Origin of the sequence: Burkholderia sp. E168m15, assembly GCF_016586105.1 — a bacterium.
GTDB classification, from domain to species: domain Bacteria; phylum Pseudomonadota; class Gammaproteobacteria; order Burkholderiales; family Burkholderiaceae; genus Burkholderia; species Burkholderia orbicola.
Genome location: NZ_BCPO01000154.1, coordinates 13058 through 37589, shown reverse-complemented (window position 1 = coordinate 37589; position 24532 = coordinate 13058). Strand labels below are relative to the sequence as shown.

Annotated in this window: 21 protein-coding genes, 1 tRNA gene and 2 pseudogenes; 16 read left to right on the top strand and 8 right to left on the bottom strand. The window is 66.0% G+C overall.

Annotation, left to right across the window (positions count from 1 at the left end):
• Positions 1 to 359: 359 nt before the first annotated feature.
• Positions 360 to 1517, bottom strand: coding sequence for a porin (locus JMF86_RS22645; RefSeq protein ID WP_011694681.1), 1158 nt, complete (start codon positions 1515 to 1517; stop codon positions 360 to 362).
• A gap of 416 nt (positions 1518 to 1933) precedes the next feature.
• A complete protein-coding gene (locus JMF86_RS22640; protein ID WP_011548074.1) occupies positions 1934 to 2878 on the bottom strand; it encodes a YihY/virulence factor BrkB family protein in 945 nt (314 codons plus the stop codon).
• 142 nt (positions 2879 to 3020) lie between these two features.
• Between JMF86_RS22640 and fdnG the strand changes: the two genes are divergently transcribed.
• From fdnG to JMF86_RS22605, 7 genes are all read left to right on the top strand, one after another.
• On the top strand, positions 3021 to 6092 hold the full coding sequence (gene fdnG, locus JMF86_RS22635) for a formate dehydrogenase-N subunit alpha (RefSeq protein WP_079999363.1): 3072 nt from the start codon (positions 3021 to 3023) through the stop codon (positions 6090 to 6092).
• A gap of 10 nt (positions 6093 to 6102) precedes the next feature.
• Positions 6103 to 7017: a formate dehydrogenase subunit beta gene (gene fdxH / locus JMF86_RS22630; protein WP_006479309.1), complete on the top strand. Its 915-nt coding sequence runs from the start codon at positions 6103 to 6105 to the stop codon at positions 7015 to 7017.
• The gene (locus tag JMF86_RS22625) at positions 7014 to 7640 is read left to right on the top strand and encodes a formate dehydrogenase subunit gamma (RefSeq protein WP_011548072.1); all 627 of its coding nucleotides are present in this window, start codon (positions 7014 to 7016) and stop codon (positions 7638 to 7640) included. Before fdxH ends, JMF86_RS22625 begins: the two co-directional genes overlap by 4 nt.
• A gap of 389 nt (positions 7641 to 8029) precedes the next feature.
• Positions 8030 to 8965 carry a formate dehydrogenase accessory protein FdhE gene (gene fdhE / locus JMF86_RS22620; protein ID WP_012338470.1) on the top strand — a complete coding sequence of 312 codons (936 nt, stop codon included), beginning with the start codon at positions 8030 to 8032 and terminating at the stop codon, positions 8963 to 8965.
• A 74-nt stretch (positions 8966 to 9039) separates the two neighbouring features.
• Complete coding sequence (gene selA, locus JMF86_RS22615) at positions 9040 to 10479, top strand: L-seryl-tRNA(Sec) selenium transferase (RefSeq protein ID WP_011694683.1); 1440 nt, start codon at positions 9040 to 9042, stop codon at positions 10477 to 10479.
• Positions 10476 to 12401: a selenocysteine-specific translation elongation factor gene (gene selB, locus JMF86_RS22610; RefSeq protein ID WP_011548070.1), complete on the top strand. Its 1926-nt coding sequence runs from the start codon at positions 10476 to 10478 to the stop codon at positions 12399 to 12401. The genes selA and selB overlap by 4 nt, the downstream gene beginning before the upstream one ends.
• Before the next feature lie 32 nt (positions 12402 to 12433).
• A tRNA-Sec gene (locus JMF86_RS22605) sits at positions 12434 to 12529 on the top strand.
• A gap of 125 nt (positions 12530 to 12654) precedes the next feature.
• Here the strand turns inward: JMF86_RS22605 and JMF86_RS22600 are convergent.
• Positions 12655 to 13710, bottom strand: coding sequence for an aldehyde reductase (locus tag JMF86_RS22600; protein WP_011694684.1), 1056 nt, complete (start codon positions 13708 to 13710; stop codon positions 12655 to 12657).
• A 59-nt stretch (positions 13711 to 13769) separates the two neighbouring features.
• Here JMF86_RS22600 and JMF86_RS22595 point away from each other — a divergent pair, with 59 nt between their 5' ends.
• From JMF86_RS22595 to JMF86_RS22585, 3 genes and pseudogenes are all read left to right on the top strand, one after another.
• A complete protein-coding gene (locus tag JMF86_RS22595) occupies positions 13770 to 14816 on the top strand; it encodes an AraC family transcriptional regulator (RefSeq protein WP_011548068.1) in 1047 nt (348 codons plus the stop codon).
• 45 nt (positions 14817 to 14861) lie between these two features.
• A pseudogene (locus tag JMF86_RS22590) lies at positions 14862 to 15008 on the top strand (LacI family DNA-binding transcriptional regulator); the annotation flags it as partial.
• Between the two features lie 49 nt (positions 15009 to 15057).
• Positions 15058 to 15588 (top strand): annotated as a pseudogene (locus JMF86_RS22585) (glycoside hydrolase family 3 N-terminal domain-containing protein); the annotation flags it as partial.
• A 78-nt stretch (positions 15589 to 15666) separates the two neighbouring features.
• Here JMF86_RS22585 and JMF86_RS22580 read toward each other — a convergent pair.
• Positions 15667 to 16485, bottom strand: coding sequence for a response regulator transcription factor (locus tag JMF86_RS22580; protein WP_011548067.1), 819 nt, complete (start codon positions 16483 to 16485; stop codon positions 15667 to 15669).
• 175 nt (positions 16486 to 16660) lie between these two features.
• Here JMF86_RS22580 and JMF86_RS22575 point away from each other — a divergent pair, with 175 nt between their 5' ends.
• Both JMF86_RS22575 and JMF86_RS22570 read left to right on the top strand, forming a co-directional pair.
• Positions 16661 to 17506, top strand: a complete 846-nt coding sequence (locus JMF86_RS22575; protein WP_011548066.1) for a carbon-nitrogen hydrolase family protein — start codon at positions 16661 to 16663, stop codon at positions 17504 to 17506.
• Between the two features lie 131 nt (positions 17507 to 17637).
• Positions 17638 to 18978, top strand: coding sequence for an APC family permease (locus tag JMF86_RS22570; protein ID WP_011548065.1), 1341 nt, complete (start codon positions 17638 to 17640; stop codon positions 18976 to 18978).
• Positions 18979 to 19019: 41 nt separating this feature from the next.
• Here the strand turns inward: JMF86_RS22570 and JMF86_RS22565 are convergent, their stop codons facing one another.
• Positions 19020 to 19373, bottom strand: a complete 354-nt coding sequence (locus JMF86_RS22565) for a helix-turn-helix domain-containing protein (protein WP_011548064.1) — start codon at positions 19371 to 19373, stop codon at positions 19020 to 19022.
• Between the two features lie 92 nt (positions 19374 to 19465).
• On the opposite strand from JMF86_RS22565, the gene JMF86_RS22560 reads away from it, so the two are divergent.
• From JMF86_RS22560 to JMF86_RS22545, 4 genes are all read left to right on the top strand, one after another.
• Entirely contained in the window at positions 19466 to 19792 is a 327-nt protein-coding gene (locus JMF86_RS22560; RefSeq protein ID WP_041489489.1) for a nuclear transport factor 2 family protein, read from the top strand.
• Positions 19792 to 20571, top strand: a complete 780-nt coding sequence (locus tag JMF86_RS22555; RefSeq protein WP_011548062.1) for an SDR family oxidoreductase — start codon at positions 19792 to 19794, stop codon at positions 20569 to 20571. The genes JMF86_RS22560 and JMF86_RS22555 overlap by 1 nt, the downstream gene beginning before the upstream one ends.
• 28 nt (positions 20572 to 20599) lie before the next feature.
• Positions 20600 to 20815, top strand: a complete 216-nt coding sequence (locus tag JMF86_RS22550) for a DNA-3-methyladenine glycosylase I (RefSeq protein WP_226292317.1) — start codon at positions 20600 to 20602, stop codon at positions 20813 to 20815.
• 115 nt (positions 20816 to 20930) lie between these two features.
• Positions 20931 to 21143, top strand: coding sequence for a hypothetical protein (locus tag JMF86_RS22545; RefSeq protein ID WP_041489409.1), 213 nt, complete (start codon positions 20931 to 20933; stop codon positions 21141 to 21143).
• A gap of 61 nt (positions 21144 to 21204) precedes the next feature.
• On the opposite strand, the gene JMF86_RS22540 is transcribed toward JMF86_RS22545, so the two are convergent.
• The 3 genes from JMF86_RS22540 to JMF86_RS22530 form a co-directional block, all read right to left on the bottom strand.
• Positions 21205 to 21630 (bottom strand): NUDIX hydrolase, encoded by a 426-nt coding sequence (locus JMF86_RS22540; protein WP_011548059.1) that lies wholly within the window; start codon positions 21628 to 21630, stop codon positions 21205 to 21207.
• Positions 21631 to 21818: 188 nt separating this feature from the next.
• Positions 21819 to 23207: a nucleobase:cation symporter-2 family protein gene (locus JMF86_RS22535; protein WP_011548058.1), complete on the bottom strand. Its 1389-nt coding sequence runs from the start codon at positions 23205 to 23207 to the stop codon at positions 21819 to 21821.
• 264 nt (positions 23208 to 23471) lie between these two features.
• Positions 23472 to 24431, bottom strand: a complete 960-nt coding sequence (locus JMF86_RS22530; RefSeq protein WP_041489408.1) for a LysR family transcriptional regulator — start codon at positions 24429 to 24431, stop codon at positions 23472 to 23474.
• Positions 24432 to 24532 lie beyond the last annotated feature (101 nt).

Genomic DNA, 24532 nt, shown 5'->3' with positions numbered 1-24532 from the left:
AACCATGTGCCGCCATCGATACGACGGACGACGCCTGCCGAAATCGGCACGCGGCGCAAACAAATCCCGCTTCGGTTGAGCCGGCGATGCCGGCTGTGCGGATAGTAGTCGTCCTGCCGGGAAACGGCGACCTCGCCGGGCGTAGGAAACGGTGTCGCGGGCACCTTGCAGCCGCCAGGCGCCGCTGCGGGCGTGCCCACCTATGTCGGGGTGTCGGCTCGGGCGCGGCGGCCCTGCAGGCGATGTCGGCCTGCCACGGGGCGCGGACGAAAAAAAGCCAGCCGCGGCCGAAACCGGGGCTGGCTTTCCAGGTCGGCGGCAAGGCGTCGGAGACGCCAGGCACGCCGGATACTTCGTTTTTAGAACTTGTGACGCAGGCCGAGTGCGACGATTTCCTGCGAGCTCTTGCCGGCGATGCCGTACGAGCCGACCGACGCTTGCGCATCGGTACCGTCGGCGTTCTTGCCGCTTGCGTGCTGGTACGCGCCAACCAGGTAGATGTCCGTACGCTTCGACAGCGAGTAGTCCGCGCCGAGCGAAACCTGGTGGTACTTGGCGTCCGTCTGGCCGCTGCCCTTCGTGTAGATGTAGCCGACGCCCAGCAGCAGCGGTGCCGATGCCTGGTACGTGACGAATGCGCGACCCGTGTTGTACTTCTGGTTCGTGCCGAAGCCCGAGTTCGCATCCGCCTTGTATTGCGCGTTGCTGTAGCCGAGGCCGAACGTCACCGGGCCGAATGCGTACTGGCCAGCGACTTGCGCGATGCCGATCGACGATGCCGACGTGTACGCGTTGTTGATGAAGTTACCCGAGCCGTCGAAGATCGCGTCCGACGTGCCGGCCCAGCCGGTGCGCTGGCCAACTGCGCTCAGCGGAGCCGAGTTGTTCGCGTGGAAGTAACCTGCAGCCAGGCCGAGCGGGCCGTTGTTGTACGCTGCCGCTGCCGCCCACGTCTGACCCTTGCCGGTCGAGCCGGCGACGCCGCCGAGTGCGTACAGCGCTTCGACCTGGAGGCCTGCCCAGACCGGCGACGTGTACTTGATCGCGTTGCTGACGCGCAGGCTGTTGTCGTTGTTGTCGACGTCACCCGGCGTGGCGAACACGCTGCCGAAGTAGTTGTCAGCCGTGACTGCCTGGACCAGGTCGACCAGCGGGTCGTACTGGCGACCCAGCGTCAGCGTACCGTACTGGTCGCTTTGCAGGCCGACGAAGGCTTGACGACCGAACATGCGGCCACCCTGGCCCAGTGCGCCCGATGCCGAGTTGAAGCCGTTTTCCAACTGGAAGATCGCCTTCAGGCCGCCACCGAGGTCTTCCGAACCCTTCAGGCCGAAGCGGCTGCCTTGCAGGTTGCCGCTACCCATCGACCACGAATTGTTACCTTGACCATCGTTACCGTGAACATAGGTGATCGACGTGTCGATCACGCCGTACAGCGTGACGCTCGACTGAGCTTGAGCAGCGCCGGCCGCGCCCAGCAGGGCGAGCGAGAGGGTCGAGAGAGCAAGTTTCTTCATCGTTGAGTTTCTCCACGCAAGTGATTCATCGTTATTTGTTGCGGATTGGAGAATAGCTCAGTGCCATACACGCAAGAAAGCTTAAAAAATAAAGTGTCTCGAAAAGGTAACAGCAGGAAAAAGTCCATATATATCAAGCACATCAGAGACTGTTCCTGTTTATGAAATAGTTGACAATTGCTGCGCTGCGATTGTTTCAATAGCTGACGTGCATGGCGACACAACCCCTGTTTCGGCCCGTTGCAGCAAGGAAAAGAGGGTGTGCAAACGTTTGCGGTTGCAGGTGTGCGTGCGCCAACGTGTAAAGAAAGCGTCGACGCCGCGCGAATGCGCGGCGGACACCGGGGTTGCAAGGGAGCGGGAGGGTGTGCCTGGGCGCGCGAGATCGATGCGCGGCCCGTTTCAGGGCGGCGCAATCAGTCGTCGCGCGGGCGATCGTCGGCGTGACCGGGTCGAGCGGCTGGAGCCGGCGCGGCCGGCGCCGCATGCTCGGCCGGCCGATGCGCGTTGCCACGGGCCGCCGCGAACTCCGCGCCGAGCAGCAGCACGATCGCGGAGAAGTACAGCCACATCAGCAGGACCGCGAACGATCCGGCCGCGCCGAACGCACTCGCGGTGCCCGCATGCGCGAGATACAGCGCGAACAGCTTCTTGCCGCCGGAGAACAGGATCGCGGACACGATGCCGCCGATCGCGGCGTCGCGCCACGCGACGCGCGCATCGGGCAGGAATTTCATCAACGACGCGAACGCGGCGGCGAGCACCGCGATGCCGACGAAGAACTGCACGAGGTTCGTGACGACCACGTACGGCGAATCGCCCAGCAGCCAGGTGCCCACGAAGGTGATCGCGGTGTCGAGCACGAGCGACACGATCAGCAGGAACGCGACGCCGAGCACGAGCCCGAACGAGATCAGCCGGACCCGCACCAGTCCGAGCATGCTCGACCAGCGGCTTTCGGTGGCCGGCCAGATCACGCTGAGCGCGGCGCTGAGCGACGCGAACGTGGCCGACGCGCCGATCGCGAGCGCGGCGAACGAGATCAGCGTGGCGAGGCCGCCGCGCTCGCCGGCGCGGTGCGCGTTCTGCACGATCGTCTGGATGCTGGCCGCCGCGTCGTCGCCGATCAGCTGGTGCGCCTGTTCGAACACCTGGCCGCGCGCGGCGTCGTCGCCGTAGAACCAGCCGGCCACCGCGATCACCATCACGAGGGTCGGCGCGAGCGAGAACGCGGAGAAAAACGCGATGCCCGCGGCCATCGCGGAGCAGCGGTCGGACGAGAAGCGCTTGAACGCGGTGAGGGCCCAGTTGGCCTGCTGCTGGGCGAGGCGGGTGGCTTCGGAAGTGATCTGTCGTTTCATGACGGTTCGGTTGCGCGCGGAACGCGGATCATCTCAGTTAATCGGACAAATCGGTATTGATCCGAGGATTCGATCATAGTTGCCTGAACTGTCTATAATTCCTTTCAGTCGTACCCCACCCCACAATAACGCCGAGACCGCCATGCTACAAATGTCCCGGCGCCAGTTCCTGAAGGTGACGGCCACGTCGCTTGCCGGATCGAGTCTTGCCCTGATGGGCTTTTCTCCGTCCGAAGCGCTGGCCGAAGTCCGACAGTACAAACTGGCGCGCACCGTCGAAACGCGCAACACCTGTCCTTACTGTTCAGTGGGTTGCGGCATCCTGATGTACAGCCTCGGAGACGGCGCGAAGAATGCGCAGCCGAGCATCATCCATATCGAAGGCGATCCCGACCACCCGGTCAATCGCGGCACGCTGTGCCCGAAGGGCGCGAGCCTGATCGACTTCATCCACAGCCCGAACCGCCTGACGCACCCCGAGTATCGTGCGCCCGGCTCGGACAAGTGGGAACCCATTTCGTGGAACGACGCGCTCGACCGCATCGCGAAGCTGATGAAGGCCGACCGCGACGCGAACTTCGTCGAGACGGCCGAAGACGGCGCGAAGGTCAACCGCTGGCTCACGACCGGCATGCTGGCTGCGTCGGCGGGCAGTAACGAGGTCGGCTACCTGACGCACAAGACCATCCGCAGTCTCGGGATGCTCGCATTCGACAATCAGGCGCGTGTCTGACATGGCCCGACGGTGGCAGGTCTTGCCCCGACGTTTGGCCGTGGAGCGATGACGAACCATTGGGTCGACATCAAGAACGCGGACGTGATTCTCGTGATGGGCGGCAATGCAGCCGAGGCCCATCCGTGCGGTTTCAAGTGGGTAACGGAGGCGAAGGCGCACCGCAAGGCGCGGCTGATTGTCGTCGACCCGCGCTTCACGCGTACGGCCTCGGTGGCCGATTATTACGCGCCGATCCGCACCGGCACCGACATCGTCTTCCTGGGCGGCGTCATCAACTATCTGCTGACGAACGACAAGATCCAGCATGAGTACGTGAAGAACTACACGGACTTCTCGTTCATCGTGCGCGAGGATTTCGCGTTCAACGACGGCATCTATTCCGGCTACGACGCCGAGAAGCACGCGTACCCGGACAAATCGAGCTGGGACTACGAGCGCGGCGACGACGGCTTCGCGAAGGTCGATCCGACACTGCAGCATCCGCGTTGTGTATACAACCTGCTGAAGCAGCACTACGCGCGCTATACGGCGGAGATGGTCCAGCAGGTCTGCGGCACGCCGAAGGAGAAATTCCTGAAGGTGTGCGAGATGCTCGCGACCACGGCCGTGCCCGGCCGCGCCGGCACGGTGCTGTACGCGCTCGGCTGGACCCACCACTCGATCGGCGCGCAGATCATCCGCACCGGCGCGATGGTGCAGTTGCTGCTCGGCAACATCGGCATCGCCGGCGGCGGGATGAACGCGCTGCGCGGCCACTCGAACATCCAGGGGCTGACCGACCTCGGGCTGATGTCGAACCTGCTGCCGGGCTACATGACGCTGCCGATGCAGGCCGAGCAGGATTTCGACGCGTACATCAAGAAGCGCGTGCAGGAACCGCTGCGGCCGAACCAGCTCAGTTACTGGAAGAACTACAAGGCGTTCCACGTCAGCTTCATGAAGTCGTGGTGGGGCGACGCGGCCACCGCGGAGAACAACTGGGCCTACGACTACCTGCCGAAGCTGGACAAGCAGTACGACCTGCTGCAGGCGATCGAGCTGATGAATGCCGGCAAGATGAACGGCTACATCTGCCAGGGCTTCAACCCGCTCGCGGCGGCGCCGTCGAAGGTGAAGACGGCGGCGGGTCTCGCGAAACTGAAATGGCTCGTGATCATGGATCCGCTCGCGACCGAGACGTCCGAGTTCTGGAAGCACCACGGTGACTACAACGACGTCGATGCGTCGAAGATCCAGACCGAGGTGTTCCGTCTGCCGACCACCTGCTTCGCGGAGGAAAACGGCTCGCTCGTGAGTTCGAGCCGCGTGCTGCAGTGGCACTGGAAGGGCGCCGAGCCGCCGGGCGAAGCGAGGAGCGACCTCGAGATCATGTCGGGGCTGTTCCTGCGCATGCGCAAGCTGTACCAGAAGGACGGCGGCAAGTATCCGGACCCGATCGTGAACCTGACCTGGCCGTACGCGAACCCGGAGAGCCCGACGCCCGAGGAACTGGCGATGGAGTTCAACGGGAAAGCGCTCGCCGATCTGCCCGATCCGAAGGACCCGGCGAAGACGCTCGTGAAGAAGGGCGAGCAGCTCGCCGCGTTCGCGCAACTGAAGGACGACGGCACGACCGCGAGCGGCTGCTGGATCTTCTGCGGCGCGTGGACCCAGGCCGGCAACCAGATGGGGCGGCGCGACAACTCCGACCCGACCGGCATCGGCCAGACGCTGAACTGGGCGTGGGCGTGGCCGGCGAACCGGCGCATCCTGTACAACCGCGCGTCGTGCGACGTCGCGGGCAAGCCGTTCGACCCGACCCGCAAGCTGATCGGCTGGAACGGCAGCGCGTGGAAGGGCGCCGACGTGCCGGACTTCAAGGCGGACGAACCGCCCGAAAACGGGATGGGGCCGTTCATCATGAATCCGGAAGGCGTCGCGCGCTTCTTCGCCCGCGCGGGGATGAACGAAGGTCCGTTCCCCGAGCACTACGAGCCGTTCGAGACGCCGCTCGGCGCGAACCCGTTGCACCCGAACAACCCGCTGGCGCTGAACAACCCGGCCGCCCGCGTGTTCCCGGACGACCGCGCGTCGTTCGGCAAGGTGGCGGACTTCCCGCACGTGGCGACCACGTACCGGCTGACCGAGCACTTCCACTACTGGACCAAGCATGCGCGGCTGAACGCGATCATCCAGCCCGAGCAATTCGTCGAGATCGGCGAAGACCTCGCGAAGGAAGTCGGCGTCGCGCATGGCGAGCGCGTGAAGGTGTCGTCCAAGCGCGGCTACATCATCGCGGTCGCCCTCGTGACGAAGCGGATCAAGCCGCTGACGATCGACGGCAAGAAGGTCCAGACGGTCGGCGTCCCGTTGCACTGGGGCTTCAAGGGTCTGACGAAGCCCGGCTATCTCGCCAATACCCTGACTCCGTCCGTGGGTGACGGCAACTCCTATACACCGGAATTCAAGTCGTTCCTGGTGAAGGTCGAAAAGGCGTAAGGGGGAAGAGATGGCATTGCAATCGCTGGATATCAAGCGGGTCTCGGCCACCACGACGCCACCGCCCACGGTGCGCGAACCGGTGACCGGGAGCGTCGCGAAGCTGATCGACGTATCGAAGTGCATCGGCTGCAAGGCATGCCAGACGGCATGCATGGAGTGGAACGACCTGCGCGACGAAGTCGGCACCAACGTCGGCGTGTACGACAACCCGGCCGACCTGAGCGAGCATTCGTGGACGGTCATGAGGTTCTCCGAATACGAGAACCCGGCGGGCGACCTCGAGTGGCTGATCCGCAAGGACGGCTGCATGCACTGCGAGGACCCGGGCTGCCTGAAGGCGTGCCCGTCGCCGGGCGCGATCGTGCAGTACAACAACGGGATCGTCGACTTCCACGAGGAGAACTGCATCGGTTGCGGCTACTGCGTGACCGGTTGCCCGTTCAACGTGCCGCGGATCTCGAAGAAGGATCATCGCGCGTACAAGTGCACGCTCTGTTCCGACCGCGTCGCGGTCGGCCAGGAACCGGCCTGCGTGAAGACCTGCCCGACGGGCGCGATCGTGTTCGGCACCAAGGAGGACATGAAGCAGCACGCGGCCGAGCGGATCGAGGACCTGAAGGAGCGCGGCTTCGAGCATGCGGGGCTGTACGACCCGCAGGGCGTCGGCGGCACGCACGTGATGTACGTGCTGCACCACGCGGACAAACCGTCGCTGTACCACGGGCTGCCCGACAACCCGTCGATCAGCCCGATGGTGAAGCTGTGGAAGGGCATCGCGAAACCGCTCGCGGTCGCGGGCCTCGCGCTGACCGCGCTGGCCGGGTTCTTCCACTACACGCGGGTCGGTCCGAACGAGGTCACCGACGAGGAAGAAGCCGCTGCCCGCGACGAGGCACGACGCATCAAGGAGGACGCGAAATGAACCACGACGACCCCAACCTGATCGTCCGCTACACGCCGAACGAGCGCACGAACCACTGGATCACCGCGATCACGTTCGTGCTGCTCGCGTTGTCCGGGCTCGCACTGTTCCATCCGTCGATGTTCTGGCTGACCGCGCTGTTCGGCGGCGGCCAGTGGACGCGGATCCTGCATCCGTTCGTCGGCCTCGTGATGTTCGTGTCGTTCGCGATTCTCGTGGTGCGCTTCTGGCACCACAATGCGCTCGACGCGGACGATCGCCAATGGCTGAAGCAGATCGGCGACGTGCTGACCAACCAGGAAGACAAGCTGCCGGCGGTCGGGCGCTATAACGCCGGACAGAAGCTGCTATTCTTCACGCTGGTGGCGTGCCTGCTGCTGCTCCTGCTGTCGGGAATCGTGATCTGGCGGCGCTACTTCTCGTTCTACTTCCCGATCGGGGTGATCCGCGCGGCCGCTGTCGTGCATGCCGTGGCGGCCTTCGTGCTGATCGCGAGCATCATCGTGCACATTTACGCGGCGTTGTGGGTGAAGGGTTCGATCGGTGCGATGGTGCGCGGCACCGTCACGCTGGGCTGGGCCCGCAAGCATCACCCGAAGTGGTTCCGTGAAAGCGTGAAATAACGCAGCGGAGCGGGGCGGTACGCCGATTGCGGCGTGCTGCTCCGCCCCCGCAGGAATCGCCCGAAAGCGCCGATTCGTCGGCGCTTAGTTGGGGGCTGTTTGCGCATGGAACGCGCATGCGAATGCCCGAAATCGCCCGCAGGGCAAGGAGTGAGGAGCGCCGTTTGGCCGAGCCAAACAAGTGACGAGCGACGCCGCCATGTGGGCGATTTCGGGCATTCCCCTAAAATGGATAATTAGACACGGGTTGCCACGAGAAGGGCCGCTCGCCACGTTGCGCTCCTTGCGAATACGTCAGTATTCGCTGCGTCGCGCGCCTCGCGAGCGGCCCTTCTCGTGGCAACGCATGCGCGTTCCATGCGCAAACAGCCCCCTTGGAAGATATTTTCGTGACACAACGCATTCTGGAGCCGACCGAGATCTCGGCACTCGATCATTCGGCCATTCCGCGCTTTCGCCTGCCGGAGCGCGCGACCGCGTTCGCGGCGCGCGCCGCGCGGCTGCGCAAGCTGGCCGACCTGAACCCGATCAGCGGCTACCTGCGGCTGATGGCCACCGTCGCCGACGCGCAGCACGCGACGCTGCAGGCGCTGGAGCTGCCGCTGCCGTCGAAGGAAGCGATCGCACGCGCGCAGGAACATTCGATGCCGCTCGTGCCGGCGCTCGACGGCGAACGCGATGCGCGCTGGCGCGCCGTGCTGTATGAACTGCTCGACCGCGTCGAAAGCGCCGGGCTCGTCAACCCGCAGCTCGCGAAGCTGCTCGACCGGTTGCGCCTGATGGCGCCCGCCGAGCTCGACGCGCAGGCCGATGCGATCCTCGCGCTGCGCTTCGCCGAGGTCGATCCGGCCACCGCGCCGTTCCTGATGGCCGCGCTGCAGGTCGTATGGACTGACCTCGCGAGCCGCGTGACGCCCACCGATGTCCCGTATCTCGACCAGCCGGGGCTGTGCCCGGTGTGCGGCACGCATCCGGTCGCGAGCGTCGTGCGGGTCGGCGGCCAGTATCAGGGCTACCGTTTCCTGCAGTGCGGGCTGTGCACGACCGAGTGGCACATGGTGCGCACCAAGTGCTCGCACTGCGATTCGACGAAGGGCATCGCGTATCACGGGATCGAAGGCGGCAGCGAAGCCGTCAAGGCCGAATCGTGCGACGAGTGCAAGACCTATCGCAAGATCGGCTATCAGGAGAAGGACTACGAGTTCGAGCCGCTGGCGGACGATCTCGCAAGTCTCACGCTCGACCTGCTGATGAACGAGGCCGGCTACCAGCGCAGTTCGCCGAACCCGCTGCTGTGGCCGGACGTGTCGCGGGAAGCGGACTGACGGCACGGGGCCGGGGCGGTGCGCGAGCGCCGTCCCCGGCCGACTGCGAAGCATGAGACTGGAGCCACAACGACGTGACCGAACCGGGTGTGAATGAACTGAATGCCGTGCTGGCGCGTGTGCCGTCGGTCGAGCGCGTGCTGTCGTCGGCGCCGCTGCAGCCGCTCGTCGCCGACTATGGCCGCACGCGCGTGCTCAACGCCGTGCGCGCCGAACTGGAACGCTGGCGCACGGCCGCGCAGCGCGATCCCGCGGCGGCCGAGCCGCTCGACGAGCCGCGCATTGCCGCCGCCGTCGCGCGTACCCTGGCCGCGCAGAATGCGGGCGCCGTGCGCACCGTGTTCAACCTGACCGGCACCGTGCTGCACACGAATCTCGGACGCGCGCTGTTGCCCGACGACGCGGTGCGCGCGGTGGTCGACGTGCTCACGCGGCCCGTCAACCTCGAGTTCGATCTCGCTACCGGCCGTCGCGGCGATCGCGACGACCTGATCGACGCTCTGCTGTGCGAACTGACGGGCGCGGAAGCCGCGACCGTCGTCAACAACAATGCGGCGGCCGTGCTGCTGACGCTGTCGGCGCTCGCGACGAAGCGGGAAGTCGTCGTGTCGCGCGGCGAGCTGGTCGAGATCGGCGGCGCATTCCGCATTCCCGACATCATGAGCCGCGCCGGCGCGAAGCTGCGCGAGGTCGGCACGACCAACCGCACGCATCTGCGCGACTACGCGGATGCGATCGGTCCGCGCACGGCGCTGCTGATGAAGGTGCACTGCAGCAACTACGCGATCAGCGGCTTCACGAAGGAGGCGACGCTCGCCGAACTCGCGCCGCTCGCGCGCGAGCACGGCGTGCCGGTGGCCGTCGATCTCGGCAGCGGCACGCTGGCCGACCTGTCGCAATGGGGGCTGCCGCACGAGACGACCGTGCAGGAAACCGTCGCCGCCGGCGCAAACGTTGTCACGTTCAGCGGCGACAAGCTGCTCGGCGGCCCGCAGGCCGGCTTGATCGTCGGCGATCGCGCGCTCATCGCGAAGATCAAGAAGCATCCGCTCAAGCGTGCGCTGCGCGTCGGCAAGCTGACGCTCGCGGCGCTCGAACCGGTGCTGCGCCTGTATCAGTCGCCCGAATTCCTGCGCGAGCGCCTCACGACGCTGCGCTTGCTGACGCGCCCGCAGCGCGAGATCGCAGAAGCGGCCGAACGGGTGCGGCCTGCGTTGCAGGCTGCGTTCGGCAGCGGTTTCGACGTGACGGTCGAACCGATGTTCAGCCAGATCGGCAGCGGCGCGCTGCCGGTCGACCAGTTGCCGAGCGCCGGGCTCGTGGTGCGCTCGGCGGACGGCAAGCGCAGCGGCCGCGCGCTCGCACAGCTCGAGAAACGGCTGCGCGAATGGCCGCGCCCGGTGATCGGCCGCGTGGCCGACAACGCGCTGCGGCTCGATCTGCGCTGCCTCGAAGTAGCCGACGAAGCGGCGTTCGTCGCGCAATGCGTGCCGCTCGCGGGGCCCGCTGCATGATCGTCGGGACCGCGGGGCACATCGACCACGGCAAGACCACGCTCGTGCGTGCGCTGACGGGCGTCGACACCGATCGCCTGAAGGAAGAGAAGGCGCGCGGCATTTCGATCGAACTCGGCTACGCGTATACGCCGCTCGGCAACGGCGACGTGCTCGGCCTGATCGACGTGCCGGGCCACGAGAAGCTGATTCATACGATGGCCGCCGGCGCGTGCGGCATCGACTTCGCACTGCTCGTGATCGCCGCCGACGACGGCGTGATGCCGCAGACCCGCGAGCATCTCGCGATCCTGCAACTGCTCGGCGTCACGCATGGCGCCGTCGCGCTGACGAAATGCGATCGCGTCGATGCCGCGCGCGTTGCCGAGGTGCGCGACGAGATCGCCGTCTGGCTGCACGACTCGACGCTGGCCGGCGTGCCGATCTTCGAAACGCGTGCAACGGCGGCCGACGATTCCGGCGTCGCCGCGTTGAAGCAGCACCTGGCCGACGCGGCGATCGCGTGGCGCACGCGTCGCGACGACGGGTTGTTCCGGCTCGCGGTCGATCGCGTGTTTACGCTCGCCGGGCAGGGCACCGTCGTGACGGGTACCGCGTTCGCGGGCCGCGTCGCGACCGGCGACACGCTCGCGATCGTGCGCACGGGCGGCGCGGCCCGCGTGCGCAGCATCCATGCGCAGAACCGGCCGGTCGAGGCCGGCCGCGCGGGCGAGCGTTGCGCGCTGAACCTGGCCGGCGTCGACAAGGCAGACATCGAGCGAGGCGACACCGTCGCCGATGCGCGGCTCGTCGCGACGTCGCCGCGCCTGGACGTCGAGCTGACGTTGCTCGCGGACGCCGGGCTGACGCTGACGCACTGGGCGCCGCTGCACGTGCATCTCGGCACGCTGCATCGCGTGGCCCACGTCGCGCTGCTGGACGGCGACACGCTCGCCGCCGGCCAGCGGATGCGCGTGCAACTGGTATTCGACGAGCCGGTGTTCGCGCTGCCGGGCGACCGCTTCATCGTCCGCAATCCGCAGGCGACGCGCACCGTCGGCGGCGGCCGCGTGCTCGATCCGTTCGGGCCGGCCCGCAAGCGCCGTACGCCGGCGCGCCGCGCGTGGCTCGATGCGCTCGCGGCGTGGCTCGACGAAGGGCGCCTCGATGCGCTGCTCGCGCAGGCGCCGCTCGGCATGGCGCGCGCGACGCTCACGCATCTGACGGGATTCGCACCCGATGCGCTGGCGTTGCCGGACGATGCGCTGGCGATCGGCCAACGCGATGCCGCGGCGAACGAAGGCGCGGTGATTTCGCATGCGCACTGGCGGGCCTTGCAGACGCGGGCGGTCGACACGCTGCGCGCGTACCACGAACGCATGCCCGACGAGCAGGGGCTCGACGCCGCACGCCTGCGACGGATGGCTGCGCCGCTCGTCGGCGATACGCTGTGGCGCGCGCTCGTCGATGCGCTGGTGACGGGCGGCGAGGTCGCGCGCAGCGGGCCGTGGCTGCATCTGCCGTCGCATTCGGTGAGCCTCGAGCCGCGCGAGGAAGCGCTGGCGCGGCAACTGCTGCCGCTGATCCACGCGGGGCGCTTCGATCCGCCGTGGGTGCGCGACCTGGCCCGCGACACGGGTGCGGCCGAGGATGCGGTGCGCACGCTGCTGCGCAAGCTTGCGCGGCGCGGCGACGTGCACCAGGTCGTGCGCGACCTGTTCTATCACGCGGACATCGCGCGCGAGCTGGCGGAGCTGGTCGCGCATCTCGCGCCGTCGCGCGGCGGCGGGCTCGATGCCGCGACGTTCCGCGACGCGACGGGGCTCGGTCGCAAGCGCGCGATCCAGATTCTCGAGTTCTTCGATCGGGTTGGGTATACTCGCTTCCACCGCGATCTTCACTACCTGCGGCCTGACAGCGGTTGGGCGGGTATTCAGGCGTAGGCGCTCGTTGTTCTTCGGTTTCTTTTTCCCGCGGAAGGCATTCGTATCCGGTGGTACGGCCGGGCTTCAAACCCGGTTGGGGGTGTCAGACACTCCCGGGTCAGTTCGACTCTGGCTGCCTTCCGCCATTTCTGGCTTCCGACGACTTCAGTAAACGCCCCGCAGGTTGCTGACAGGCCCCGGCAGCGCATTCTATTGCCCGTCGTATCGTCAGGCCGAAACAAGATCTCGGCGGAGGCAGGTGGCGCGCATGCTATCGCCGGCCGGCATCGCGCAGTAGCCCGAGGCGCACGAGGCTTTCGGCCGTGGCGACGATGGCGTCCTCGCGCGGGCGGGGCGACCAGCCGAGCAAGCTGATGGCCTTCTGGCTGGTGGCGTTCAGATTGCGGCCGAGCAGCGGCAGCGATCCGCGCAGCGCGGGATCCCTGAGCGCGCCGATGCGTACCAGCCAGTCGGGCAGCACCCGGGTCGACACATGGCGCGCGGCGTCCCCCATGCGCGCCTTGAGCACTTGCGCGACTTCGGCGAGCCACATGCTTTCGCCTGCAATGGCAATGAAGCGCTCGCCGTCCGCGGCTTCGTGGGTCATGGCTCGCACATGCAGGTCGGCGACATCGCGCACGTCGACGAAGCCGGAATTGATTCGCGGATTGCCGGGCTGGCCGTCCAGCATGCCCCTGATCAGGCGGATGGAATGCGAATAGTCGTCGCCGAGCACGGGGCCGAGAACCGTCACCGGATTGATCGCGGACAGTTGCATGCCGCGTCCTTCTCGCGCGACGAAATCCCAGGCCGCGCGCTCCGACAAGGTCTTCGACTTCTGATAAGGCCAGACATCGGCGGCCGCCAGGTTGCTCCAGTCGGTCTCGTCGAAGGGGCGGCGCATTGGCCCATGCCCGGCGCAGATCGCGCCGAAAGCGGAGGTCAGCACGACGCGCTTGACGCCGGCGTCCCGCGCCGCACGCAGCACACGCAGCGTGCCTGCCACGGCGGGCTTGACCCAGTCGTCTTCGCTCGTCTGCGTGCCGGTGGGCGTGGGCGACGCGCCATGTACGACGTAGGTGCAGCCGGCAGTGGCCTGTTGCCAGCCGTCGTCGGCGAGGAGATCCGCCTCGACGAATGACAGACGGCCTCCGGGTTCCGCGCCGCCTCTTTCGAGCTGTGCGCGCACCTGCGTCTCGCGTGCGAGCGAGCGAACGGTGGTGCGTACCTGATAGCCTCGATTCAGCAGCGCCAGGATGCAGTGTTGTGCAATGAAGCCGGTGCCGCCCGTGACGAGAACCGATACATCGTGGGTATTGCTGTTCATGTCGTTGATTGTCCGGGACGAAGAACCGGAAGGTTAAGGCCCGGCCTGCAGCATTGTTAATGCTCTATAGTGCGATTTACTTGCGCGACAGTACGATGATGAGTGACGACCCCTTCTCCGACATCCTGAGGCTCACGAACGCCGAATCGCTGGCGACGGGAGGCTTCTCCGCCGGCGGCGCTTGGGCTGTGCGATTTCCGGCACCCGACAAGATCAAGTTCTTTGCGGTGGTGAAGGGCACGTGCTGGGTCTCCATCGACGGAGAAGAAACGCCTATCCGCTTTGGAAGCGGTGACGTCGGATTGTTGACGGCGAAACGCTCGTTCGTCCTCGCAAGTGATCCTTGCGTGCCACCCGTCGACGCGATGGCGTTGTTCTCGGGCGCCGGAAGGTCGACGGTGAAACTCGGCAACGGCGATGAATTCGCGCAGATCGGCGGGCACGTATTGCTCGATCCGGTCACCGGCAGCTTGCTGTCGGACGTTCTGCCGCCATGGATTCACGTACCGGCCGCATCGCCGCAGGCAGTGAAGGTCCGCTGGCTTCTCGAGCAACTCGTGGAAGAGCGTGCGGCCGATCTGCCCGGCGCGCAACTCGTATCGGCCCAGCTTTCACAGCTGCTCTTCATTCAGATATTGCGCGCCCATTTGAAAACGTCCGCGTCCTTGACGGGATGGCTGCGCGCGTTCGGCAACCCGCGCATCGCACCCGCACTGCGGTTGATGCACGGCGACCCCGCGCGTTCATGGCATCTGGATGAGCTTGCCGCCGCGTGTGCGATGTCACGGACCACGTTCGCTTCTCACTTCAGGGCGAGCGCCGGTGTCGCGCCGCTGACCTATCTGGGAGAGTGGCGCATGCGTCTTGCGGAGCGCCGTTTGCGCGACGAGGACATCCCGGTGGCCCTGCTTGCGCAGTCGCTCGGTTACTCGTCCGAAAGCGCATTCAGTAACGCGTTCAAGCGCATGTCCGGGCATTCACCGACCGCATATCGCCATATCGTACGGACTGCTGCTGAAGGCGCGGGCAGCGGGCGCGGCGGCGTTCGCGCGGCCGTGGAGGCTACCGGTGCGACTCCGCAGCCGTTTCCGTTGGAACCTCGGTGAAATGCTCGAGCGACTCGGCGTTCCCATACAAGACATTCCACACATATGAAAAAAGGCGCGAACGCGACGATCCGGGACGTGGCAATGGCAGCCGGGGTGTCTGTCGCGACCGTATCGAAATATGTCAACGGGACCAAGCGCTTCTCGCCGGAAGTGGAGTTCCGCCTGAAGCAGACCATCGAGAAACTGGGTGGATACGTCGTTGAAGCCTGCGCAGCGCGCCGCCTTGCTCGTGGCGGCAATGGCATTGCCCGACAAGGAGGCGCAACTGGTGGGCGGCCCCGGCGTAATCGCCGAGCTCCCGCAATGCTTCGGTGCACGTCACATTCCCGGGCTGCCGAAATACCACATCCCGACGCTGCGCATCACGAATGGCCCGGTCGGGATCGGCCAGAACGATTGCGTTCCCGCCGGCTCGGCGTCGAGCGGTGCGGCGGCGTTGACGAGTGCCGCGTCCGCGAAAGCCACTGCGTTGCCGTCCGCGATCGCGGTGGCGGCATCGTTCGACCATGCGGTGGCGACGCAATTCGGCGACGTGATCGGCAAGGAAGGCGCGAACCTCGCGCTTCATGTGTTCGAAGCACCGGGCATGAACCTGGCCCGATTGCCCGTCGGCGGCCGCAATTTCGAATACATGGGCGAGGACCCGTATCTGACCGGCACGCTGGGCGTCGCTGAAATTCAGGCGGTTCAGTCGCACGGGATGATCGCGATGGCGAAGCATCTCGTCGCGAACGAGCAGGAAACGAACCGGATGACCATCTCGGAAAACGTCGACGACCGGACGTTGCATGAACTGTACATGCTGCCGTTCGAGGCGGGTGTCCGAGCCGCGACGCCGCCGCTCGCATCACGCGGATTCACCGGCTCTCGCGGGATCGTAGAACAGCGCAAAGAGTTCCGACTGCGACCCGACACCGAGCTTTGCGTAGATGTGCTTCTTGTGCGCGCGCACGGTTTCGAACGAGATCGACAGCTTCTCCCCGATCGCCCGCGTGGAGAAGCCGCTCAACGACAGCATTGCCACTTCGATTTCACGCGTCGTCAACGCGCCGCGCCCGTGCTTTCCGGTCAGCATGCCGAAGCGCGTGTGCGGATCGGGCGCTTCATGTTCCCTCGCGCGCGGTGTTTCGTTCACGACGAACGTCTCGAAGCGCAGGCGCTGCTGCATCAACGACAGCACCCAGGGTGTGTAAAGCGTCAGCAATGCCATCTCGCGCTCGTCGTACTTGCTCGTCTTGCCGAGCGAGAAGCCCAGCGTGTGATCGCGATCGATTACGACGTTGAAATGCACTTCGTCGCCGACGATGTTCTTCTTGAAGTACCGCTGGTAGTACTCGGTCATCCGGAAATTGTCCGGTGCGACGTCGGCGAGCGTGTAGAAGCCCGACGCCTGCGTTTCGAACGCGGCGAGATAGAACGGATCGAGCTGGTAGAGCGCGGCCAGGTAGTCCTGGAACATCAGGTCGATCTTGCCGTCCGGCATCGCCTGTTCGGCGAGCACGAGCGGCGCCGCATCGCGCGCGAAGCGCAGCGCGACCCAGTTGTCGAAGTCGAGATGCCGCTCCAGCACGCGCGTGAGCCGCGCCCAGAAATGCGGGCCATCGAGGGCGTCGATGGCCGAGCCAATCTCCCGATGAAAGGCGAGATCTCGCCATTCGAGGTCCATCGTGTGCTCCGGTGAGGGTAACCCTGGCGGGGAATTTCAGGTCAAAAATAATAACCCGATAATCGGCCTCAATTCGACGGGCCGCGGGCTATGCACCGCTTCGCTCGACGCGCGTTGCATCCCGCATGCAACGCATACGACATGCCAATGAAAGGCGATTGGAAGGAGAGGCTTCATGCAGGTAGAACTCGCGCAACTGTCGCTCGTCGACGGGGATGTCGCACACAACACGCGCAAGGTGATCGACACGATCGAACGCGTCGACGTGGCCGGCGGCACGAAACTGATCGTGTTCCCCGAAACGACGCTGTCGGGTTTCCCGACGCGGGAGAACGTCGCCGAGGTCGCCGAGACGCTCGACGGCCCCCGGCTGCTGGCGGTACGCGACGCGGCGCGTCGCACGGGCGTGGCCGTTGCGGTGGGCCTCGCGGAGCGCGACGGCGGACGGTTCTACAACACCACGGTACTCGTCGACGAGCGGGGCGACATCATCCTGCGCTATCGCAAGACCCATCTGTGGGCGTCGGATGTCGGCGTATTCACGCCAGGCGACCGCTTCGCGACCTGCGCCTGGAACGGCCTGACGGTAGGCCTGCTGATCTGCTACGACATCGAATTCCCCGAGACGGCGCGCGCGATCGGCGCGCTCGACGCCGATCTGCTGATCGTCACCAACGGCAACATGGACCCGTTCGGGCCCGTGCATCGCCGTGCGATCGCCGCACGTGCGATGGAGAACCAGATGTTCGCGGTGATGGTGAACCGCTGCGGGGCCGGCGACGATGACCTGACGTTCGCGGGCCTGTCCACGCTGGTCGATCCGTTTGGCGACAGCACGATCGAACTCGGCCGGGACGAAGCCGTCGCACCGGCGAACCTCGATCTGACGCGCCTCGAAGCGAGCCGCGAGCATTACAGCTATCTGCACGACGCACGCGTGGCGCTCGGTCTGTCGCCTGTCGAACAGGCTGACGGCGGGCGCGTGCTCACGATCGACGCGTGCCGTCACCGCGCCGAGTAGTCACGATCCGCGATCCATCCAATGCATGGAGCAGGGCGCGATGCCCTGCACATGCCCGGTCGTCCCATTGACGTGCCGGCCCGTACGGCACACAGGCATTCGCATCGCCCCACAAGGGCCCAGGAGATCACATGCAAGCGTCGTCATCCCATGAACCGGCACGCCTGAAGCGCACGCTCGGCCTGCCGTCCGTGCTGCTGTTCGGCCTCGCCTATATGGCGCCGCTGATCGTCTACGGTACCTACGGTGTGCTCGCGAAGGCCAGCGACGATACGGCCGCGCTCGCCTATCTGCTCGCGCTGGTCGCCATCGCGTTCACCGCGCTCAGCTACGGCAAGCTCGCGCGGCTCTATCCGGCCGCGGGTTCGGCCTATACGTACACGCGCAGGACGTTCAACCCGCACCTGGGCTTCATGATCGGCTGGGCAACGCTGCTCGATTATTTCTTCCTGCCGATGGTGATCTGGCTGATCGGTGCGGCGTATCTGAACGCGGCATTTCCGCATGTGCCGACCTGGATCTGGATCGTCGCGTTCATCGTGCTGACGAGCGGGTTGAACATCGTCGGCATCGAACTGGCCGCGCGCTTCAACATCGTGTTGATGGTCGTGCAACTGGCGATCGTCGCGATGTTCGTCGTGCTGTGCTGGCACTATGCGTCGGCCGCGGCGGGGCCGGGCGGCATCGCGATGGCGGAGCCGTTCTTCAAGCCGCACGTGCCGTTCGGCGCGACGATGGCCGGCGCCGCGATCGCCGCGTATTCGTATCTCGGTTTCGACGCCGTCTCGACGCTGACCGAGGAAACGATCGATCCGAAGAAGAACATGCCGCGCGCGATCCTGCTGATTGCGCTGATCGGCGGCGCGATCTTCGTGATCGCGGCGTATACGATGCAGCTCGCGCACCCCGGCGTCGATTTCAAGGATACGGATTCGGCCGCGTTCGAAGTGGCGAAGATGATCGGCGGCGACCTGTTCGTCACCGTGTTCCTCGCGGGCCTGATCCTCGCGCAGTTCGCGTCGGGCATCTCCGCGCAGGCAAGCGTCGGGCGGCTGCTCTATGCGATGGGCCGCGATGAAATCCTGCCGAAGCGCATCTTCGGGTTCATTCATCCGCGCTTCAAGACGCCCGCGATCAACATCGCGCTGGCCGGCGTCGTCGGGTTGATCGCGCTGAAGCTGGATGTCGCCACCTCGACGTCGTTCATCAACTTCGGCGCGTTCCTTGCCTTTACCGCCGTCAATCTGTGCGTGATTCGGCTGTATTTGTCGGGCAATCACGGCGAGCGCCGGATCGGCGTGTTCGGCGGACTCGTCTTTCCCGCGATCGGTGCGGTGTCCGATATCTGGCTGCTCGTGAGCCTCGAGAAGACGGCGCTCGTGCTCGGCGTCGTGTGGTTCGCGCTCGGGCTCGTGTATCTGTGCTGGATCACGCGGCTGTTTCGCCAGGCACCGCCCGAAGTGGCGATTTGAACGGGGCGGGCAGCGTGCAGCGCATCAGCCGGCAGGCTCGGTCATTCTGCCGACTCGGGTGATGACGAGAAGCGCGCGCGTTGCTCGGCCCATTTCAGCATGGCGTCCAGTGCGGGGCACAACGCCTGCCCCCAATCGGTGAGTCGGTACTCCACCTTTGGCGGCACCTGCGGATAAAGCTTTCGCGACACGATTCCGTCGGCTTCCAGTTGCCTCAGTTGCTGCGCCAGCATCTTCTGGGAAATGCCAGGAATCAATCGTTCGAAATCCGAATATCGCTGCACTTTTCCGTCGAAGAGATGGAACAGGATGATCAATTTCCAGCGCCCTTCAAGCAGCTGAATCACCTGTTCTACCCCAAGCGCAGCCGTCGCCGGCGTGTATTCCTTTCCCATGGCTCAGTCACTTACTTTTTAGTGCGTTCTTGTGGAATGGTTAGTCTATGACGAGAATGTCCGTCATGAAAGCCCATAGCGAGAACGCAAACATGACGCTGTTACTGCCAGACCCGATTCACGCCTATTTCGAATTCAGCAACGGCGCCGATACGCGTCGGGCCGCGCACTGCTTCACGCCGGATGCGGTCGTCGTCGACGAGGGCCGGACGCACCGGGGGCACGACGCGATCGAGTCGTGGAAACGCACGTCGCGCGAGCAATTCGAGTTCACGGTCGAGCCTGTCGCCGTCTCCCGGGATGGCGATCGCGTGACGGTCAGAGCCAGGGTCGACGGCAACTTCCCGGGAAGCCCGGTGCAACTCGATCACGTGTTTGATCTGGCCGGCGACCAGATCCGGTCTCTGGAGATCCACTGATGGCCATGACGCTGGAATTGCAGGGCAAGCGCGTCCTGGTGACGGGCGGGACGATGGGTGTCGGAAAGGCCGTCGTCGGCTTGTTCCGCGAACTCGGCGCGAAGGTACTCACCACCGCGCGCACGCCACCGGCCGATACGCCCGCCGACATCTTCGTCGCGGCGGATCTGGCGACCCTCGAGGGCTGTGAAGCAGTGGCCGAGGCCGTGATGGCCAACTTTGGCGGCGTCGACGTGATCGTCCACGTCGTGGGCGGTTCACGATCGCCTGCCGGAGGTTTCGCTGCATTGAGCGAAGATGCTTGGCAGGACGAACTGAACCTGAATCTCCTGCCCGCGGTTCGACTGGACCGCGCATTGTTGCCGGGCATGCTGGCACAACGCGCAGGGGTCGTCATTCACGTCACGTCGATCCAGCGCGCGCTTCCGTTGCCGGAATCGACCACGGCCTATGCGGCAGCGAAAGCGGGGCTTTCCACCTATAGCAAGAGCCTGTCGAAGGAAGTCTCGCCCAAGGGCATTCGCGTGATCCGTGTTGCGCCCGGGTGGATCGAAACCGAAGCGGCCGTCGCTTTCGCGGAACGGCTCGCCGAGCAGGCGGGAACCGACTATGAAGGCGGCAAGCAGATCATCATGGATTCGCTCGGCGGCATTCCGTTGGGACGGCCGTCGACGCCCGGCGAAGTGGCGAATCTGATCGCCTTCCTGGCGTCCCCGCGTGCCGCGTCGATTACCGGCGCCGAGTATGTGATCGATGGCGGCACGATTCCGACTGCGTGAGCATGCGAGTGGCCATCGCCAACGCTGGATGCAGCGCACGATCGACAAGCGACCCGTCACGCGATGCGAGTGGGCTGACGGCGACCCGCCGATGCAGGCGTATCACGACCGCGAATGGGGCGTCCCGGCACGCGGCGAATTGGGCCTGGTGGTCGGCAATCGCGTCATGGCCGACGATTCGCCCCACGTGTCCGGCGCAGAAACGGTGGTGCGGCACGTTACGACGCCGATCGCCGGAACTTGATCGGGAAAAGCACCAGAAGCTTGCGGATTTTGTTCCGGTTATAGTGGAATGACTGAAGGTAGACGCGGCGCTTTTTGCCGATACCGTTCAGGTCATGACTGTAGACGGGTGCTGTATGAAAAACACAATCGACAAGACCGCCGGACCGATCTGGGGCGTGGCAGCAGGATTGCTTCTTGCTGGGGCAGGATTGAGTCTGGGTATTTTCCCCGCGGCGTTGCGCAGCGCGGGCAGCGCAAACGACTTCATGGCGTCGGGCGCCGCGATGCTGGGCATCTTCCTCGTCGTCTATTCGACGCACGAACTGCGAAGAAAACGCTCGCACTGAGCGTTCGCGCGCCGCCGATTCGCGGCGATCGACGCGGGCCGACGGACGGCTCGGGCGTGCGCTACGTCTTGCGGATTTCGTGGTCGTAGACGAGTTCGACGATTCGCTTCGTCGGAATACTTGCGCGCAGGCGGTCGACACCGTCGATCGGAAACCACTTGCATTTCGCGATCTCGTTGCTCGCTTGCGGCGTCTGGTCCGGCCCGACTTCCGCGAAGAACACGTGGTGGATCTTCGCGAGCCCGGTGAACTGCATCGAGTACACCAGATCCTGGCCGGTCATGCCGGTTTCTTCGCACAATTCGCGATGCGCGGCTTCGAGCGGGGTTTCCCCACGCTTGATCGTGCCGCCGGGAAGGGCCCAGCGCGACGCCGCACGCGTGACGAGCAACACGCGCTCATCGCGATAGCAGACGACGGTCGCGCGTTCCTTGATCGGGACGGCACTCGTTTCGGGGGCGTGGTCGGGCGTGAGGATCAGGGGCATGCCGTGATTCTAACCAGCCCAAATCGATCGGCCAAGGCGGCCTGACCGGGTTTGACGATCAGCGCCCGGCCGGGGCGCTCCCGCGATGGCGACGGCCATGCCGCGCCGGCACCCGGAGGCCGGTGCCGGCCGGCGCGACGCACGGTGCGACCCATCCCGCGCACCGCGCCGTCGCGCGGTTCCTTCGATTACTTCTTTTCCGGCAGGAACCAGTTCATCACGAGCGCACAGATGCCGCCCGTCGCCACGCCCGATTCCAGCACGTTCTTCAGTGCATGCGGCAGGCTGTTCAGGATGTCCGGCACCTGCGACACGCCGAGGCCGAGCGCCAGCGACACCGCGATGATTAGCAGCGCGCGACGGTCGAGATGGACGCCCGCGAGAATGTTGATGCCCGACGCGGCCACCGCACCGAACATCACCATCGCCGCACCGCCGAGCACGGGCTCCGGCACGGCCTGCAGCACGCCGGCGACGACCGGGAACAGGCCGAGCACCACCAGCATGCCCGCGATCCAGATGCCGACGTGACGGCTCGCGACGCCGGTAATCTGGATCACGCCGTTGTTCTGCGCGAATACCGAGCTCGGGAACGTGTTGAACACGCCGGCCAGCAACGAGTTCGCACCGTTGACCAGCACGCCGCCCTTGATGCGCTGCATCCACACCGGCCCCTCGACCGGCTCGTTCGAGATCTTGCTGGTGGCCGTCACGTCGCCGATCGCTTCGAGCGACGTGACGAGGTAAATGATCAGCATCGGCACGAACAGCGCCCACGAGAAGCCGATGCCGAAGTGCAGCGGCGTCGGCACCTGGAACAGCGCGGCCTGGTGCATGCCGGTGAAATCGAGGCGGCCGAGGAACGCGGCCGCGAGGTAGCCGATCGCGAGCGCGATGACGAGCGCGGTGCTGCGCACCCAGACGACCGGCACGCGGTTCAGCAGGATGATCGTGCCGAGCACGAGGCCCGACAGTGTCAGGTTCTCCGCGCTCGCGAACGTGCCCTTGGCCATCGCGCCGTAGCCGCCGCCCATGCTGATGAGGCCGACCTTGATCAGCGTGAGGCCGATCAGCAGCACGACGATGCCGGTAACGAGCGGCGTGATCAGGCGCTTCACGAACGGCAGGATGCGCGACACGCCCATCTCCACGAATGACCCGCCGATCACGACGCCGAAGATCGCGGCCATCACGGTCTCGACCGGCGTGCCTTGCTTGACCATCAGGCTGCCGCCGGCGATCAGCGGGCCGACGAAGTTGAAGCTGGTGCCCTGGACGATCAGCAGGCCGGCGCCCAGCGGGCCGAAGCGCTTGCACTGCACGAAGGTGGCGATGCCGGAAATCACCAGCGACATCGACACGATCAGGGTCGTATCGCGGCTGGACACGCCGAGCGCCTGGCAGATCAACAGGCCGGGCGTGACGATCGGCACGATGATCGCCAGCAGGTGCTGGAGGGCGGCGACGAACGCGACCATCGGCGCCGGCCGGTCGTTCGGGCCGTAGACGAGGTCGCGGGCCGCTTCTGCGGCGTCGGCGCCATGGGAGGCGGAGGGGGCGGAGGAGGCGGGTTGCATGGCGAGCGGGCCGGACAAGGTGGAAAGTGCGGCATTTTAGCCGAAGGGGCCGCCGGCGCTGCCCGGCTGGGCCGCGATAGGGGGATTCGGCGGCGCGCGGAAAAGGCGTCCGATCGGCGCCCGGCGATCAGCGCGTCGACCGAGTGGCGATCGCGGTCCTGTCGGGCAACCGATTCACGAATGGCGAAATGCTGCCTATCGACGGCGGCGGCCGGCTGATCTGAGCCGCGCGACATCAACCAGCCGTCAGCCGGCGGCGCGTGTTTACTTGCCGCGCGCCGCTGTGCGTGGCGGCCGGGCATCCGGATACGCGCGCTGGCACACGGCGATGACCGTATCGCGCAGGCGGCGATGCACGGGGTCGCCGTGCATGCGCGGATGCCACAGCGCGGATACGAGGATCGCCGGCAGGCGGGCCGGGATCTCGAAACTGCGCAGCCCGAGGGCTTCGGTGAGCCCCTGCGAGCACGCGTTGCCGAGGCTCGAGCGCGGCACCAGCGCGATCAGGTCGGTGCTGGCCGCGACACGCATTGCGTCCGGGTAGCCTGGCACGACGACGTGCACGGCGGGGCCGTTGCCCGTGTTGGCGGTCGAATCGTCGACCAGCCCGCCGAAATCGCCGAGCTGGACCGCCATGACGTGGCGGCAGGCTGCATAGCGCGCGGGCGTGATCCGGGCCGACGCGAACAGCGGATGGCCGGCGCGCGCCACCGCGACGTGCCAGTCGTGAAAGAGCATGCGCGTGTGCAGCTCGGGTGCGTCGTCGCCGCGCTTGCCGATTTCGAGGTCGACCGTGCCGTCGCGCAGCGCTTGCGGATCGCGGTCGAGCTTCGGGACGAAGCGGATACGCACGCGCGGCGCGACGTCGCCGAGTGCGGCCACCACCGGGCCGGACAGCATTTCCATGAACGACGCGGCTGCCCGGATCGTGAACGTGGCCGTGAGCGTCGCGAGGTCGACGTCGGCCGTCGCCGGCCGGAGCACGGCGCGGGCGTCGCTCGTGACGGCATGCACGCGGTCGCGCAACGCGGCTGCATGCGGCGTCGGCACGAGCTTGCGTCCGGCGCGCACGAGCAACTGGTCGCCGGTGGCAGTGCGCAGCCGCGTGAGCGTGCGGCTCATCGCGGACGTGCTCAGGCCCAGCCGGCGCGCGGCGCCGGTCACGCTGGCTTCCGACAGCAGCGCGTCGAGCGCGGTGACGAGGTTCAGGTCGATGTCTTCCATGCGGACAGGATACGCCACTGTGCGGTTTGACATGGCGTTCGGTGCAACGATGGATTGCATCCGGTGCGTCTGGCGCCTGTCGTGGTGCCCGCCTATAGTGG